This window comes from Kitasatospora sp. NE20-6 (assembly GCF_045862635.1).
On record NZ_BPRL01000005.1, the window covers coordinates 260938 to 275707 of the forward strand.

General features: G+C 75.9%; 12 protein-coding genes. 8 read left to right on the forward strand and 4 right to left on the reverse strand.

Features of this window, described 5'->3' with window-relative positions; all coding sequences use genetic code 11:
- Positions 1-6: 6 nt before the first annotated feature.
- Genes SNE206_RS06735 through SNE206_RS06745 form a run of 3 tightly spaced genes read left to right on the forward strand, consistent with a single transcriptional unit; the run spans position 7 to position 5947 of the window.
- Positions 7-1863 carry a trypsin-like peptidase domain-containing protein gene (locus SNE206_RS06735; protein ID WP_407912479.1) on the forward strand — a complete coding sequence of 619 codons (1857 nt, stop codon included), beginning with the start codon at positions 7-9 and terminating at the stop codon, positions 1861-1863.
- An 18-nt stretch (positions 1864-1881) separates the two neighbouring features.
- A complete protein-coding gene (locus tag SNE206_RS06740) occupies positions 1882-2889 on the forward strand; it encodes an AAA family ATPase (protein WP_407912423.1) in 1008 nt (335 codons plus the stop codon).
- Positions 2879-5947: a TIR-like protein FxsC gene (locus tag SNE206_RS06745; protein WP_407912424.1), complete on the forward strand. Its 3069-nt coding sequence runs from the start codon at positions 2879-2881 to the stop codon at positions 5945-5947. The genes SNE206_RS06740 and SNE206_RS06745 overlap by 11 nt, the downstream gene beginning before the upstream one ends.
- Before the next feature lie 48 nt (positions 5948-5995).
- Here the strand turns inward: SNE206_RS06745 and kynU are convergent, their stop codons facing one another.
- Positions 5996-7222 carry a kynureninase gene (gene kynU / locus SNE206_RS06750; RefSeq protein ID WP_407912425.1) on the reverse strand — a complete coding sequence of 409 codons (1227 nt, stop codon included), beginning with the start codon at positions 7220-7222 and terminating at the stop codon, positions 5996-5998.
- Positions 7219-8049 carry a tryptophan 2,3-dioxygenase gene (locus SNE206_RS06755; protein ID WP_407912426.1) on the reverse strand — a complete coding sequence of 277 codons (831 nt, stop codon included), beginning with the start codon at positions 8047-8049 and terminating at the stop codon, positions 7219-7221. The genes kynU and SNE206_RS06755 overlap by 4 nt, the downstream gene beginning before the upstream one ends.
- 181 nt (positions 8050-8230) lie before the next feature.
- Here SNE206_RS06755 and SNE206_RS06760 point away from each other — a divergent pair, with 181 nt between their 5' ends.
- Together SNE206_RS06760 and SNE206_RS06765 are read left to right on the forward strand one after the other, a co-directional pair.
- A complete protein-coding gene (locus tag SNE206_RS06760) occupies positions 8231-8665 on the forward strand; it encodes an Lrp/AsnC family transcriptional regulator (protein ID WP_407912427.1) in 435 nt (144 codons plus the stop codon).
- Between the two features lie 67 nt (positions 8666-8732).
- Positions 8733-9995: an alanine racemase gene (locus SNE206_RS06765; RefSeq protein ID WP_407912428.1), complete on the forward strand. Its 1263-nt coding sequence runs from the start codon at positions 8733-8735 to the stop codon at positions 9993-9995.
- Between the two features lie 52 nt (positions 9996-10047).
- Here SNE206_RS06765 and SNE206_RS06770 read toward each other — a convergent pair whose 3' ends face one another.
- Positions 10048-10719, reverse strand: coding sequence for a DUF4232 domain-containing protein (locus SNE206_RS06770; RefSeq protein WP_407912429.1), 672 nt, complete (start codon positions 10717-10719; stop codon positions 10048-10050).
- 149 nt (positions 10720-10868) lie between these two features.
- Positions 10869-11180, reverse strand: a complete 312-nt coding sequence (locus tag SNE206_RS06775; RefSeq protein ID WP_407912430.1) for a barstar family protein — start codon at positions 11178-11180, stop codon at positions 10869-10871.
- A 103-nt stretch (positions 11181-11283) separates the two neighbouring features.
- Here SNE206_RS06775 and SNE206_RS06780 point away from each other — a divergent pair, with 103 nt between their 5' ends.
- The 3 genes from SNE206_RS06780 (at position 11284) to SNE206_RS06790 (ending at position 14702) form a co-directional block, all read left to right on the forward strand.
- On the forward strand, positions 11284-11847 hold the full coding sequence (locus SNE206_RS06780) for a DoxX family protein (RefSeq protein WP_407912431.1): 564 nt from the start codon (positions 11284-11286) through the stop codon (positions 11845-11847).
- Between the two features lie 266 nt (positions 11848-12113).
- Positions 12114-12629, forward strand: a complete 516-nt coding sequence (locus SNE206_RS06785; RefSeq protein WP_407912432.1) for a hypothetical protein — start codon at positions 12114-12116, stop codon at positions 12627-12629.
- A 276-nt stretch (positions 12630-12905) separates the two neighbouring features.
- Positions 12906-14702: a glycosyl hydrolase family 18 protein gene (locus SNE206_RS06790; protein ID WP_407912433.1), complete on the forward strand. Its 1797-nt coding sequence runs from the start codon at positions 12906-12908 to the stop codon at positions 14700-14702.
- The last annotated feature ends 68 nt before the right edge of the window (positions 14703-14770 follow it).

Below are 14770 nucleotides of genomic sequence, written 5' to 3' on the forward strand. Positions count from 1 at the left end.
GTGCCGATGCAGGACGTCCGCTGGCTCGCCCGGATCGACACCGCCGGGCCCGCCGGGCCGCTGACCGGCGCCGGCATCCTCATCTCCGACCGCGAGGTGCTCACCTGCGCCCACGTCGTGCACGGCGCCGACCGCGCCGAGGTCAGGCTCGTCGCCCACCCCGACCTGCCGCCGATCGCCGCCGCCGTCACGCTCCGCGGGCCGTGGCCCCGGCTCCCCGGCGGGGCGGGCGACGTCGCCGTCCTCGAGCTCCACGACCCGGTGCCCGCGCAGGTCGCCGCACCCGCCCCGTTCGCGCCGCTGCACCGCTGGGCCGGACCGCCCGCACCCGCCCTCGTCGCGTACGGCTTCCCGGCCGGGCACGACACCGGGCTCAGCAGCGAGATCCGCCTGACCCGCGGCGGGTTCCGGATCGCCGGCGAACTCGTGCAACTGGAGCACGAGGGCTCCGGCATGCCGCTCTCCCCGGGATTCAGCGGCGGCCCGGTCGTGATCGCCGAGACCGGCGAGGTGGCCGGCCTGGTGACGGCCGCCCTCGACACCGTCGGCATGCCGCGCGGCACCGACGACCGCACCCGCCCGGCCGTCCGGCTCGGCCAGATGCTGCCCGCCGAGGCCGCCGCCCGGTACGTGCCGCAGCTCTCCGACCGGCTCACCGGCGCCGCCCTGCCCGCTCCCGCCGTCCGGGCGCTGCGCCTCCTGCTCGCCGCCGCGCCGCCGCCCGCCGACCCGCTCGACCTCTACCGGACGGCCGTCGGCCCGCTCGGCTGCCCCGACCCGCCGAGCCGCCCGGTCACCCTCTGGGACGCCGGCTGGTACCTGCTCGCCGAGGTCGGCGGACCGCCCCAGGGCCCGCACCCCGTCGTGCACTTCGCGCACCACGTCGCCGACGCCAGCTCCGACCCCGCGCTGCGCCGCGGTCTCCACGCGTGGCTCGACGAGCACCGGGCCGACACCGGGTCCGCCGCCGTGCCCGCCCGCCGCAGGCGCGAGCGATGGCGGCCGATCCTGGTCGAGATCGCGCCGAGCGGCGCCGGACCGGCGATGTTCCACGTCTCCGTCTCCGCCGTCCGCGACGGCCGGATCGGCCCGGCCGACAACCGCACCGTGCCCCGGATCCGGCTCCAGCGGGTCGTCCGCGACCGCATCGACCACGAACTCGGCCTGCTGGAACCGGACGGCGCCGAACTCGTCGTCTTCTCGCTGCCCCGCCGCTGGCTCACCGAGCCGGTGCACACCTGGGCCCGGCGGCGCACCGACTTCGGCCCGCTGGGCGCCGACCACGCCGTCGTCGTCGTCGACGCCCAGCGCCGCGCCGACCCGGCCGCCCGGCGCCAGCTCGAACACAAGTGGGACGCCCTGCGCAACCTCGACGGCACCCGCCTGCACCTGCTGCGCTGCACCGAACTGCCCGACCCCAAAAGGCTCTACCACCGCCTGCGGCCCGCCGAACGGACCGAGGTGCCCGCCTTCCCCGGCCCGCCCCGGGGCGCCCCCTACGAACCGCTGCTGGCCGCGGCCCTCCCCGCGGGCGCGCCCGCCGTGCTCTGGCGGCAACAGCCCTGCACCGCCGACCATCAGCACGGCCGGACCTGCCGCAACGAGCGATTCCTTGCCAGACTGGCGGAGGAGCTGGCCGTTGTCGCACCCGCCGATCTCCCGCGCCGGATCAAGGAGTTGCGGCACGAGGCGGAAGAGGCGGCCGACCCCGCAGGGCACTGGGCAGCCGGCCTGGTGCTGCTCTGGGAGGACCCGGCGGTCCTCCCCGGGCCCCACCGACCGTACCGAGGCGTCCCGACCGCACCACCGCCCGGTGCCGCGGGCCCCGACGGGCCCCGGACATCCGCCGGCCCCGACGAGTGAGCAGGAGCAGGGAGAGCAATGCCGCTGAAGCGCATCTACCGGGGCGTCACCGAGCCGCACGACGGCATCGCCGAGCTGCCCGCCCCGCCGCCCTGGCGCGACTTCGACGGCGGCCCGCTGCTGGCCCCGCCGGACGGCCCCGCCGACCCGGTGCCCGACCCGGCGCGGCACCGCGCCGCGACGTTCCGGCCCACCCCGGAGACCGTCGAGCTGGTCAACGCCGCGCTCTACCTCAGACGGCCCCTCCTGGTCACCGGGCCGCCCGGCGGCGGCAAGTCCAGCCTCCCCTACGCGGTCGCCCGCGAACTCGGCCTCGGCCCGGTGCTGCGCTGGAACATCACCAGCCGCACCACCCTGCGCGACGGCCTCTACCAGTACGACCCGCTCTCCCGCCTGTACGCCGCCGACCGGTCCGGCCCGCACGCCCCGGACGCCGCGCTCGACGAGCACCTGCGGCTCGGCCCGCTCGGCACCGCCCTGCTGCCGTACGGCAGCCCCCGGGTGCTCCTCATCGACGAGATCGACAAGGGCGACCTCGACCTGCCCAACGACCTGCTGCACGTCCTGGAGGAGGGGCAGTACGAGATCGACGAACTCGTCCGGGCCGCACCCCGGCAGCCGGAGGCGAACGTGCTCACCGCCGACGGCACCACCCGCGCCGCCGTGCGCGGCGGACGGGTGCGCTGCCGGGCGTTCCCGTTCACCGTGCTCACCTCCAACGCCGAACGCGAGTTCCCCGCGGCCTTCCTGCGCCGCTGCGTGGTGCTGGAGCTGCGCCGGCCCGAGGGCGCCGAGCTGGAGTCGATCGTCCACTCCCACCTGCCCGAGTCCGACCGGCAGCTCGTCACCGAGATCCTCGACGTCTTCCTCGCCCGCCGCGCGGAGGGCGAACTCGCCACCGACCAGCTGCTGAACGCCATCTACCTCACCTCCCGCCCCGAGCTCGGCGACGCCGCGGACCGCGCCGCACTCGCCGCGCAGGTGATGCCCTACCTGAGCCGCGGCCAGGAGGACGATGTCTTCTGACCCGGCGGCCCTCGACCGCCTCACCGACCTGCTCGCCGACCTCGGCCTCGCCGGGCGCGCCCCCGTCGAACTCGCCGAACTCCTCTGGCTGGCCGCCCGCGGGACCGAGGGCGGAGCAGGGACGGACGGCGCCGCCCGCACCACCCCCCTCACCGCCGGACCGGCCGCCGGCCCGCCCGGCGGGCAGCGGCCGCGCCACCGCCCCGACCGCGGCCCAGGCCCCGGCACCGGCGGGCAGCGCACCGCCCTCCACCTGCCCGCGGCCGACCGCGGCCGCCCCGTGCGCGCCGCCGCCGCCGCGACCCCGGCCGCGCCGATGCTCGCCCGCCCGCTGCCGCTGCAGCGCGCCCTGCGGCCGCTGAAACGGCAGGTGCCCGACGACCGCCGCCGCCTGCTCGACGAACAGGCCACCGCCGACCGGCTCGCCGAGGCCCTCCGGCACCCCGGCGCGGTGCGCTGGCTGCCCGTGCTGCGCCCGAGCACCGAGCGCTGGCTCGACCTGCACCTGGTGCTCGACTGCGGCCCCACGATGGGCCTGTGGCGGCCGCTCGCCCGTGAGGCGCGCACGCTCTTCCAGCAGACCGGGGCGTTCCGCCAGATCACCTCGGCCCGGCTGCTCGCCGACGGCCGGCTCACCCACCGCCGCGGCACCGAGGGCCGCTCGGCGGTGCTGGTGCTCAGCGACTGCATGGGGCCGCAGTGGCGGCCGGGCCCGGCCGGCGACCGCTGGCACCGGACCCTCCACCGGCTGGCCCGCCGGCTGCCGGTGGCGATCGTGCAGCCGCTGCCCGAACGGCTGTGGCCGCTGGCCGCGGTGCCGGCCGTGCCGGGCGTGTTCACCGCCACCGAGGCGGGCGCCCCGGACGCCGCGTACGGCTTCACGCCGTTCACCGACGTCCCGGACGGCCGGGGTGGGCCCGCCGTGCCCGTGCTCGAACCGGGCGCCGACTGGCTGGCCAACTGGGCACGCCTGGTGGCGACCCCGACCCGGGGGCAGGTGGTGGGTGCGGCGCTGCTGCTGGGCGGTCCGCCGGCCGGTGCCGGAGGGACGGCCGGTGCCGGGCCGGTGCCGGAGGAGCTGACCGCGGAGGAACTGGTCGTGCGGTTCCGTGCCACGGCCTCCCGGGAGGCGTTCACCCTGGCCGGGATGACGGCGCTGACGACGCCCGCCCTGCCGGTGATGCGGCTGCTGCAGCAGGTCGGGCTGGCCCGCCCGCAGCCGCAGTACCTGGCGGAGGTCGTGGTGAGCGGACTCCTGCGCGAACAGCCGGGCCGGTCGGGCTACTTCGCGTTCCGGCCCGGCGTGCGGGAGCTGCTGCTGCAGACCCTGCCGCGGTCGACGGCGCACCACGCGCTGGAGGTGCTCGTCCGGGTCGGGGGCCGGCTCGGCGACCCGGCGCGGGCCGGGGCCGGAACCTTCCCGGCGTGGGTGGAGACCGCCGGGGACGGCTCGGTGACGATGCTGGAGCCGCATCCGTTCGCGCTGGTCAGCCCGGAGGCCGCCCGGCTGCTGGGGGTCACCGGCATCCCGGTGCTCACCCCCGCCGGTCCCGCCGCCGCCCCCGACGGCCCGGCCGGCCCGGACGTCCCCGACGAGGCGGAGCCCGGGCCGGACGCCGCGCGCCCCGACGGGGCCGGCACCGTGCACCCCGCCGCGCACCCCGGCGGCCCCGGGCCGGTGTCCGCGGCTCGTCCCGCGGCCCTGCCCGACCCGGAGCGCTCCCGCGCGGTGCTGCTGCTCACCACCTCGCGCGGGGCGCCCGGCGAGGTGCTGGAGGAGCAGGAGTACACCGCGCTGCGCGACCTGGCCGCGCTCGCCGAGGCGCTCGTCGACCCGGCCCTGGTGGGCCTGGACCGCCGTCACATCTGGCTGGGCGAGGACGATCCGGACGGTTTCCGGCGGGCGCTGCAGCGGGCGGTGCTGGAGGCGGAGGACACCCTGGTGGTGCACGTGGGCGGCCCGCTCGGGTCGGGCGACGCGCTCGGGGTGGCGGTCGGGGCGGGCCGCTGGGGCGGGGTGCACCGGCCGGGCCTGGACTGGCGGGCGGTGGTCGAGACCGTCGCGGCGGGCCGGGCCGCGCGCCGGCTGCTGATCCTCGACGGCGCGCACCCCGCGGGCCCGCCGGAGCAGGTCGACGGCGGGCCGGTGGCGGTCGACCCGGAGAGCTTCCAGGTGGTCAACCTCCGCCACCCGGTGGACCGTTCGGTGGCCGGACGGCTGGCGGCCGCGATCCGGGCGGGCGATCCCGAGGGCAGCCCGCAGCTGACGGTGCACCAGCTGCTCGACCTCGCCCTGGACGGCGCCCCGCCCACGCCGCCGCACACCCGGATCTGGCCGCCCCGGGACGGCCGTCCGATGGTGCTCGCCCGCAACGCCCAGCGGCAGGGCGGCGCGGTGGAGTCCGCAGCGCCCTCGCACTCCGGTGCGGGCCGCAAGGAGCCGTCCGGCCAGGAGCCGCCCAGACCCTACTTCTTCCTGAGCCACCCCGGCGGCCCCGGCGACCGCGCCGTCGACCGCCTCTACCAGGACCTCTGCGAGGAGGTGCTGCAGCTGACCGACCTGCCGGCCGCCGTGCCGCCCGGGTTCCTCGACCGCAGTCCGGAGCTCGACAGCTGGTCCCGGTGGCAGATCACCGAGGCGCTCGCCACCTGCCGGGTCTTCGTCCCGCTGTACTCGGCCCGCTACTTCGCCAGCGAGCGCTGCGGCCGCGAGTGGTACGGCTTCGGGCGGCGCGCCGCCCGGGCGGCGGACCGGTCGGCGGTGCAGGCGAGCGGCGTCGTGCCGGTGATCTGGATGCCGGTGCCCGCCGCCGACCAGCCGGCGGCGGCCCGCCGGCTCCGGTTCAACCACCGCAGCCTCGGCCCGGAGTACCAGGCGGAGGGGCTGCTCGCGCTGGCGCGCACCCCGCGGCACCGGGCGGAGTACGAGATGGCCGTGCACCGGCTGGCGACCAGGATCGTGCAGGTGGCGCACGAGACGCGGATCCCGCCGGGCCGGCCGCTCTCCTGGGACTCCCTGGAGAACGCCTTCACCGCGCCGCCGCGGCCGGGCGGCTGAGCCGCGCCGTCCGCCGCGTCGGCCCGCCCGGCCGGGTCCGCCGCGCCGTCAGGTCACCGCGCCCTTGCGGGCGAAGCGCTCCTCCTGCCACTCGCCGCTCGCCAGCACCCCGGCGAGGTGCGCGGCCGCGTCGAACACGTCGGTGCGGCGGAGGTAGAGCGGGGTGAAGCCGAAGCGCATGAGGTCAGGTGCGCGGAAGTCGCCGATCACGCCGCGGGCGATGAGGGCCTGCATCACCGCGTACCCGTCGGGGTGCCGCAGCGAGACGTGGCTGCCGCGCCGGGCGTGCTCGCGCGGGGTGACGCTCTCCAGGCCGAGCGGTTCGACGAGGGCGAGGAAGAGGTCGGTGAGCTCCAGCGACGTGGCGCGCAGGGCGGTGAGGTCGGCCTTCTCCCAGACGTCGAGGCTGGCGTCGAGGGCGGCCAGGCCGAGCAGCGGCGGGGTGCCGGTGAGGAAGCGGCCGATGCCCTCGGCGGGCTCGAAGCCGGGCTCGAACGCGAACGGCCGGGTGTGGCCGAACCAGCCGCTGAGCGGCTGCCGGGCGTCGGCCTGGTGGCGTTCGGCGACGTAGAGGAAGGCGGGCGCGCCCGGGCCGCCGTTGAGGTACTTGTAGCCGCAGCCCACGGCGAAGTCCACCGCGCACCGGTCGAGTTCGACGGGCAGCGCACCGGCGGTGTGGCAGAGGTCCCAGACGACGAGCGCGCCCGCGGCGTGCACCCGCTCGGTGACGGCCGCCATGTCGAGGAGTTCGCCGGTGCGGTAGTCGGCGTGCGAGAGCACCACCACGGCGGTGTCGTCGCCGAGGTGCCGGTCGAGGTCGGCGGCGGTGGGCAGGAGCACGGTGCGGGCGCCGTCGAAGAGGCCGGTGACGCCCTCGGTGATGTACAGGTCGGTCGGGAACGACGCGTGCTCGGCGAGCACGGTGCGGCGTCCGGGGCGCAGGCGCAGGGCGGCGCCGAGCACCTTGAAGAGGTTGACCGAGGTGGAGTCGCAGACGACGACCTGGCCGTCGGCGGCGCCGATCAGCGGGGCGATCCGGTTGCCGAGGCCGCGGGGCATCGCGTACCAGCCGGCGTCGTTCCAGCTGCGGATGAGGCCCTGGCCCCACTCCTGCTCGACCACGGCGGCGATCCGGGCGGCGGTGTGCCGGGGGAGCGCGCCCAGCGAGTTGCCGTCGAGGTAGAGCACGCCCTCGGGCAGGGTGAACTCGTCGCGGAGGGCGGCGACCGGGTCGGCGGCGTCGAGGGCGGCGCACGCGGCGCGGGTGGGGGTCACAGGCCGTTCCTCACGGTCCACAGCTCGGGGAAGACGTCCTGGTCGGCGGAGCGCCTCAGCCAGTCGAGGCCGCTGGAGCCGCCGGTGCCGGGCTTGGCGCCCATGGTGCGCTTGACGGAGGAGTAGTGCCGCTGGCGCCATCGGGTGACGCGCTCGGCGGTGTCGAGCAGGGCCTCGCCGAGCGGGGTGAGCCCGGCGAGCTCCGGGTCGGTGTAGACGCGCCGCCAGGCCTCCTCGACCTCCGGGCTGGGCCGGTGCCGCTCGGGGCCGGAGGCGTGCGGCACGGCCACGCCGCGCCGGTCGAGCAGGGCGAGCGCGTCGTCGTACAGGCTGGGGCCGTGCAGGGCGGCGGTGAGCTCGCCGTGCAGGGCGGGGCTGTCCTCGTACATGCGCAGCAGCGTGGCGGCCTTGTTGCCGAGCAGGAACTCCAGCTTGAGGAAGGCCGCGGACTGGAAGCCGGACGCCTCGCCGAGCACCTCCCGGAAGGCGGTGAACTCGCCGGGGGTCATGGTGGCGAGCAGGTCCCAGGAGGAGATCAGCACGTCCTGGGTGTGCGTGGCGCGGCGCAGGGCGGCGAGCGCGCCCGGCAGGTCGTTCTCGCGCAGGGCGCCCTGGGCGAGCTGCCAGTCGCGGTGCAGCAGGTCGAACAGCAGTTCCATGACCTGGGTGGTGACGATGAAGGAGTACTCCGCGTGCACCTTGCTGCGCGGCTGCTGCAGGCCGTGCAGCACGTCGAGCTGCACGTAGCGCGAGTACGGGGTGCCCGTCCCCGGCTCGTCGTGCGCGCCGAACGCGAGATTCGGCCGATCCGCGGCGTCGCCGCCCATGGCGTTTCCTCCTGGTCTGCCCTGTTGTCTCCCCCTTCCTCGCGGGGGGCCACCATTGTGCGGCGCCGCCCGTACGATCCTGAAGGGGCGACGGACTGCAATCACGTGGCCCGGCCTTGCGAACGCAAGGTCTTCACCCAGGATCGCTTCACGATCGCAAACCCGAAACCGGGGAGTCACCATGGATGCCGTCGACCGGATGCTGCTCGCCGAGCTCCAGGCCGACGCCCGGCTGTCGTACAACGAGCTGTCGCGCCGGGTGCGCCTCTCCGCCCCGGCCGTCGCCGAACGCGTCCGCCGGCTGGAGGCGGACGGGGTGATCACCGGCTACCACGCCCACGTCGACCCGGCCCGGGCCGGCCTCGCCGTGACGGCCCTCGTCACCATGCAGTGCTACGGCCCGCACTGCGTGCTCCGCGACCCCGGGGTGGCCCGCTGGCCGGAGGTCTTCCAGCTGCACCGGATCACCGGCGGCGCCTGCTGCACCCTGCTCGTCGGGGTGTCCGGCATGGTCGCCTTCGAGCAGCTCATCGACCGCCTCGCCGCGTACGGGCAGCCCGCCAGTTCGATGATCCTCTCCAGTCCCGTCCCGTGGCGGGCCGTGGTCGCCCCCTGAGAGGCATAGGCTTCCCGGGAGCCCGCGCGGCCGCGCGCGGCACGCGCACGAAGGGCGGCAGGGACCGATGGAGCTGATCGACCGGGCCAGGGTGGCCGAACTCGCCGGGGAGCGGCTCGACTTCCGGTTCAAGGCCGTCCCGGCCGAGGCATGGGGCAGCACCGTCGCCGAGTTCCTCGCCGACCGCCCCGCCCTGGACTCCCTCGGCACCCCGCTGCTCACCCTGGACGACACCGCGCTCGACCACAACCTCCGCACCATGGCCGCCTGGTGCGCCCAGGCCGGGGTCGGCCTCGCGCCGCACGGCAAGACCTCGATGGCCCCCGCCCTGTGGCAGCGCCACCTGGACGCCGGAGCGGTCGCCGTCACCCTCGCGAACCTGCCGCAGCTGCGGGTCGGCCGGGCCTTCGGCGTGCGCCGCATCCACCTCGCGAACACCCTCCTCGACCCGGCCGGCCTGCGCTGGATCTCCGCCGAGCTCGCCGCCGACCCGGCGTTCCGCTTCGCCTGCTGGGCCGACTCCCCCCGCACCGTCGCCCTGATGTCCGAGGCCCTGCGCGGCGCCCCGGCCCCGGTCGACGTCTGCGTCGAGCTCGGCGCCCCCGGCGGCCGTACGGGCTGCCGCACGCTGCCGGAGGCGGTGGAGGTGGCACGCGCGGTGCACGCGGCCCCGGGCCTGCGCCTCGCCGGGGTCAGCGGCTACGAGGGGCCGCTCGGCCCCGACGCCTCACCGGCCTCGCTCGCGGCCGTCACCGCCTACCTGCGCCGTCTGGCCGACCTCCACCGGCAGCTGGCGGGCGACGGCCTGCTCGACGACGCGGACGAGGTGTGGGTGACCGCCGGCGGCAGCGCGTTCTTCGACACGGTCGCGGAGGAGCTCGCCCCGCTGGCCGACGCCCGCACCCGGGTGGTCGTGCGGGCCGGCGCCTACCTCGCGCACGACGACGGCTTCTACCGCGGCATCTCGCCGTTCGGCCGGGGGGCCGGGCAGGAGCTGCGCCCGGCGCTGCACGGCTGGTCCCGGGTGCTCTCCACGCCGGAGCCGGGCCTGGCGCTGCTGGACGCGGGCAAGCGCGACCTGCCGGCCGACCTCGGGCTGCCGATCCCGCAGCAGGTCCGCGGCGGCAAGCCGCTGGCCGGTGCGGAGGTCACGGCGCTCAACGACCAGCACGGCTTCCTGCGCGGCGCCGACGTGCAGGTCGGCGACGTCGTCCGGCTCGGCGTCTCGCACCCGTGCACGGCCTTCGACCGCTGGAACCTCGTCCCGGTGCTGGACGACGCGGACGCCGAACACCCGCGCGTGGTCGACCTGGTGCGGACGTTCTTCTGAGCCCGCCCGCCCGCCTGCCCGGCCACCTGCCCGCCCGCCGGGGCCGGCCGGCTCAGTCGAGCAGCACGCCCTGGTTGGACGGCTGGAGCGTGCCCACGGTGAAGCCCGCCGCGGAGACCGGCAGCTGGACGGCCGGCTTGCCGTCCGTGCCCAGCAGGACGGCGGTGAGCTGGGTGGTCTCGTCCGGCGGGGTGACCACGACGCCCGCCAGCACGGCGCACGTCGGGTCGGCCTTGTCGCAGGTGCTCCAGGAGAGGCCGGAGAAGGCGGTGGTGCCGGGCTTGAGGGTGACGGTGACCGGAGGGCCGGGCTTCGCGACCCGGCTGGTGGCCACGTCCACCCGGGAGTTGTCGGCGGCCAGCCCGCCGTAGCCGAGGTAGCCCTTGACGGTGCAGGTGCGGCCGCTCGCGTTGGTCAGCATCACCATGGCCCGGCCGCCGCCCTCCTGCACCTGCACGTCGGCCTTCAGGTCGGCGGTGCGGCACCGCGTGGGGGCCGCGGCCGGCGTCTTCGCGGTGCCCTGCGGGGTGCTGCTCCCGGCGGTGCTCCGGCCGGCGCCCGCCGGGCTCGCGGCGGCGGTGCCGGCCGTGGTGGCCTGCGCGGGCGCGGTGCCCGCGGCGGCGTCGGTCCCGTCGCCGTTGCAGCCGACGGCGCCCAGGGCGAGGGCGAGGACGGCTGCGGCGGCCGCCGCAGCCCGGGCTGCGGTGGTCGGGTGCTGCTTCATGGCGGGCTCCTGCTGATCGGCCGGTCCGGACTGTCAGGCGTGATCACGTGCGGCGCGGGTGCGACGGTTCCGGCCGAGTGTCCCGGCTGGGTAACGGACCGTCGGCCCCGGCGCGCCGGAGCCGTACCGGCGGTGCCGCGGAAGGGCGTTCAGCGCAGCCGTACCGTCACGCCGCCCTCGCGCAGCACGTCCAGCACGGCCTCGAAGTAGCTGCCCTCCCGCCCGGCGACGAGCAGCCGGCGGTCCAGCCGTCCGGAGGCCAGCGCGGAGGCGTGCCAGACGAGGACGAACGGCGGCTCCGGACCGAACCCGCCCCGCAGGCAGTCGGCGAGTGCGTCCAGGTTGCTGCCGTAGTAGCCGTCCGGGGCGTGCAGGGCCGCGCCGAGGGCGGCGTAGAAGGCCGCCTCGCCGGTGACCTCCGTGCCGTCGAGGTGGAAGACGGGGGGTGCGGGCAGGGCCATGGAGCTCCTCTGCGGTTCGCCCGGATGGCGCTCCCGGGTCGAGCGGGTCCGGCCCGTGGGCTGCGATGGAGGGGACCTGTCGCCACCGACCCAGGGGCTCATCATGACCAGTCTGCACCGCAAGGACCTCGGCCTGTTCGTCCTGCGCGCCGCCGTGGGCGGTGTGCTCTTCGCGCACGGCGCCCAGAAGCTCTTCGGATGGTTCGGTGGTGGCGGGCTGGAGGGCACCGCCCAGGCCATGGACCACATGGGGTACGAGCCCGCCCGGGCCAGTGCCGTCGCGTCCGGCCTGGGGGAGGCCGGCGGCGGTGCGCTGCTGGCCCTGGGCCTGGCGACGCCCGCCGCCGGGTCGGTCGTGGCCGGCACGATGGCCGGCGCGATCGCGGTGCACGCCCCGGCGGGCTTCTTCGCGCAGGGCGGCGGGTTCGAGTACCCGGCGCTGCTGGGCACCTGCGGCCTCGCGCTGGGCCTGGCGGGCGCCGGCCGCTACTCCCTCGACCACGCGCTCGGGCACACCCTGGACCGGCCGTGGGTGGGCCTGGTGGCGTTCGGCGCGAGCGCGGCCGGTGCGGCCGTCGTGGTGGCGCGGCGTCAGGAGACCGTCCGGCGGCGGGAGATCAGGGCGGTCGAGCAGGCGGCCATGCAGGAGGGCTCCGGGCTGTCCTGACGGGCTCCTCCGCCTCGCGAGGGGGCTGCCGCGCCGCCGCCGGGGGCGGCCCGGCCGGCCGTCCGCCGCGAGGTTCCCGGCGCTCCCCGGCTCCCCGGGGGTGCCAGGGGCCCGCCGCGGTGCCGGACCGGCTGCCGGTGGCGCGACCTGCGGCGATGCCGGCGGGGCCGGGGCGGCGGGGTCACCCGTTCGCCCGGCTCTGCTGGCTGCGGCGGGGAGTCGTGCGGAGGGTGGTGCGCGAGTGCCGTCGTCCACCGGGAGCAGCCATGAACCGCCGGATCCGTTCCACCGCCCTGCTGGGAACCGCCGTGGTGCTGGGGGGTGCCGTGCTCGCGGGGTGCTCCTCGGACAGCAGCCCGTCGTCGGTGGCGTCGTCGGCCGCCGCGGCGGTGCAGTCGAAGGCGTCCGAACTGGCCTCCGCCGCGAGCGGTCTGGCCTCCTCCGCGGCGTCCGCGGTGGCCTCGGCGGAGGCGGCGGCCTCCTCGGCGGTGGCCGCCGTGAAGGGTGGTCTGGACGCCGACGAGGACGTCGAGCTGGGTGACCCGGTGACCGGGTCCGACGGCCGTACGGACGTGCCGATCACGGTCACCAACCACGCCTCGCAGGGCTACCGCTACACCCTGCAGATCGATTTCGAGGACGCGAGCGGCAACCGCCTCGACACGGTCGTGGTGAACGTGCCGGAGGTGGCGGCGGGGGCGTCGGCGCAGGCCACGGCGCGCAGCAACCGGACGCTCTCCGGTGACGTGAAGGTGTCCGTCGCACGGGCGTTGCGCTACTGAGCGGCAGCCGATCGCAACCTTAAGGGCACCTCAAGTGCAGGGGGCGGCTCTTGACGGGGAGTTTGGTCTAGTCCATTTTTGTGGCCAGGTGCAGGGAGCCCCTGGGCCGGTGCCGACGGTTCGGGCCGTCGGCGCCGGTTCGGCGCGCCCCGGCAGCTGACCTTTGTGCAGGCCAACGTTCGATTCCCCTGTCATGCCCCTGACCGTGCGGTCCCACCTGCACGGTCGCCCCCGGGGCGCGGCGGGACCTCCCCCACGACCAGGAGTCACGCAGCCATGCTTCGTTCCCTCCCGCAATCGCCCCGGCCCCACCGCCGCCGCTCCCGGGGGCTCAGCGCCCTCGCGGCCGGCACCGCCGCCTCCCTGCTGCTCGGCGGCGCGCTCGCGCTGACCTCGGGCGGCTCCGCCCAGGCCGCCGCGACCAACTCGACCGGCGCGCCCGCCACGTCGGGCGGCATCAAGGTCGCGTACTTCGACCAGTGGTCGATCTACAGCAACGCGTACTACCTGAAGACCGTCCAGGACACCGGCGTGGCCTCCAAGCTGGACTACCTGATCTACGACTTCGCCAACATCGACCCGACCAACCTCACCTGTTTCCAGGCCACCAAGGCGGCCTCGCAGGACGAGAACAACGGCAGCGCCGGCGACGGCGCGGGCGACGCGTACGCCGACTACCAGAAGACCTTCGACGCGGCGACCAGCGTGGACGGCGTGGCCGACACCTGGAACCAGCCGCTGGTCGGCAACTTCAACCAGATCAAGAAGCTCAAGGCCAAGAACCCGAACCTCAAGGTGCTGCTGTCGATCGGCGGCTGGACCTACTCGAAGTACTTCTCCGACGTGGCGGCCACCGACGCCTCCCGCAAGAAGTTCGTCTCCTCCTGCGTCGACATGTTCATCAAGGGCAACCTGCCCGTGCAGGGCGGCTTCGGCGGCACCGGCAGCGGCGCGGGCGTCTTCGACGGCTTCGACATCGACTGGGAGTACCCGGGCGGCGGCGGCCACACCGGCAACCACTCCTCCGCCGCCGACAAGCAGAACAACACCGCGCTGTTCGCGGAGCTCCGCTCCCAGCTGAACGCCCAGGGTGCGGCCGACGGCAAGTCCTACGCGCTCTCCGCGGCGGTCGGCGCCGGCCAGGACAAGATCAAGAACCTGGAGACCGACAAGCTCGGCCAGTACCTGACGTTCCTCGACGTCATGACGTACGACATGCACGGCGGCTGGGACGCCCAGGGCCCGACCAACCACCAGGCCCCGATCTACACCAACCCGAGCGACCCGATGACCCCCGTCCCGGGCGGCACCGGCAAGTACTCGATCGACAACGCGATCAAGGCCTGGACGGTCGGCGACCCGCAGTACGGGATCCCGGGCGGCTTCCCCGCGAAGAAGATCAACATGGGTGTGCCGTTCTACTACCGCGGCTGGACCGGCGTGACCCCCGGCAGCACCCACGGCCTCTTCCAGTCGGCCACGGCGCCGGCCCCGGGCGCCGCGATGTCCGGCAACGTGGCGGGCATCCAGATGTACAAGGAGCTCAGCTCCTTCGTCACCAACGCGTCCAACACCTACTGGGACGACGCCGCGAAGGCCGCGTACTTCTACGACGGCACCACCTTCTGGAGCGGTGAGAACGCCCAGTCGATCCAGGCCAAGCTGGACTACGCGCACTGCAACGGCCTCGGCGGCTCCTTCGCCTTCTCGCTCTACGACCTGGGCACCCAGACCTCGCTCTTCGACAAGATGGTGACGGCCACCAACGGCTCGGCCTCGGCCTGCCCGGCCCCGACCTCCTCGCCGAGCGCGACCGCCTCCTCCTCGCCGAGCCCCTCGGCGTCGCCGTCCTCCTCGCCGTCGAGCTCCCCGTCCTCCTCCCCGTCGACCTCGGCCAGCCCGACCGGCGGCACCTGCACCGCCCCGAGCTGGAACGCCGCCACGGTCTACGCGACCGCCGGCAGCGTCGTCTCCTGGAAGGGCCACAAGTACACCAACAAGTGGTGGACCCAGAACGAGGACCCGTCGCTCAGCGGCCAGTGGGGCGTCTGGACCGACAACGGCGCCTGCTGACACCCGCACCGCACCACCGCACCACTGCTGCACGGGACTGCCCCGGACGGATCCTCCGTCCGGGGCAG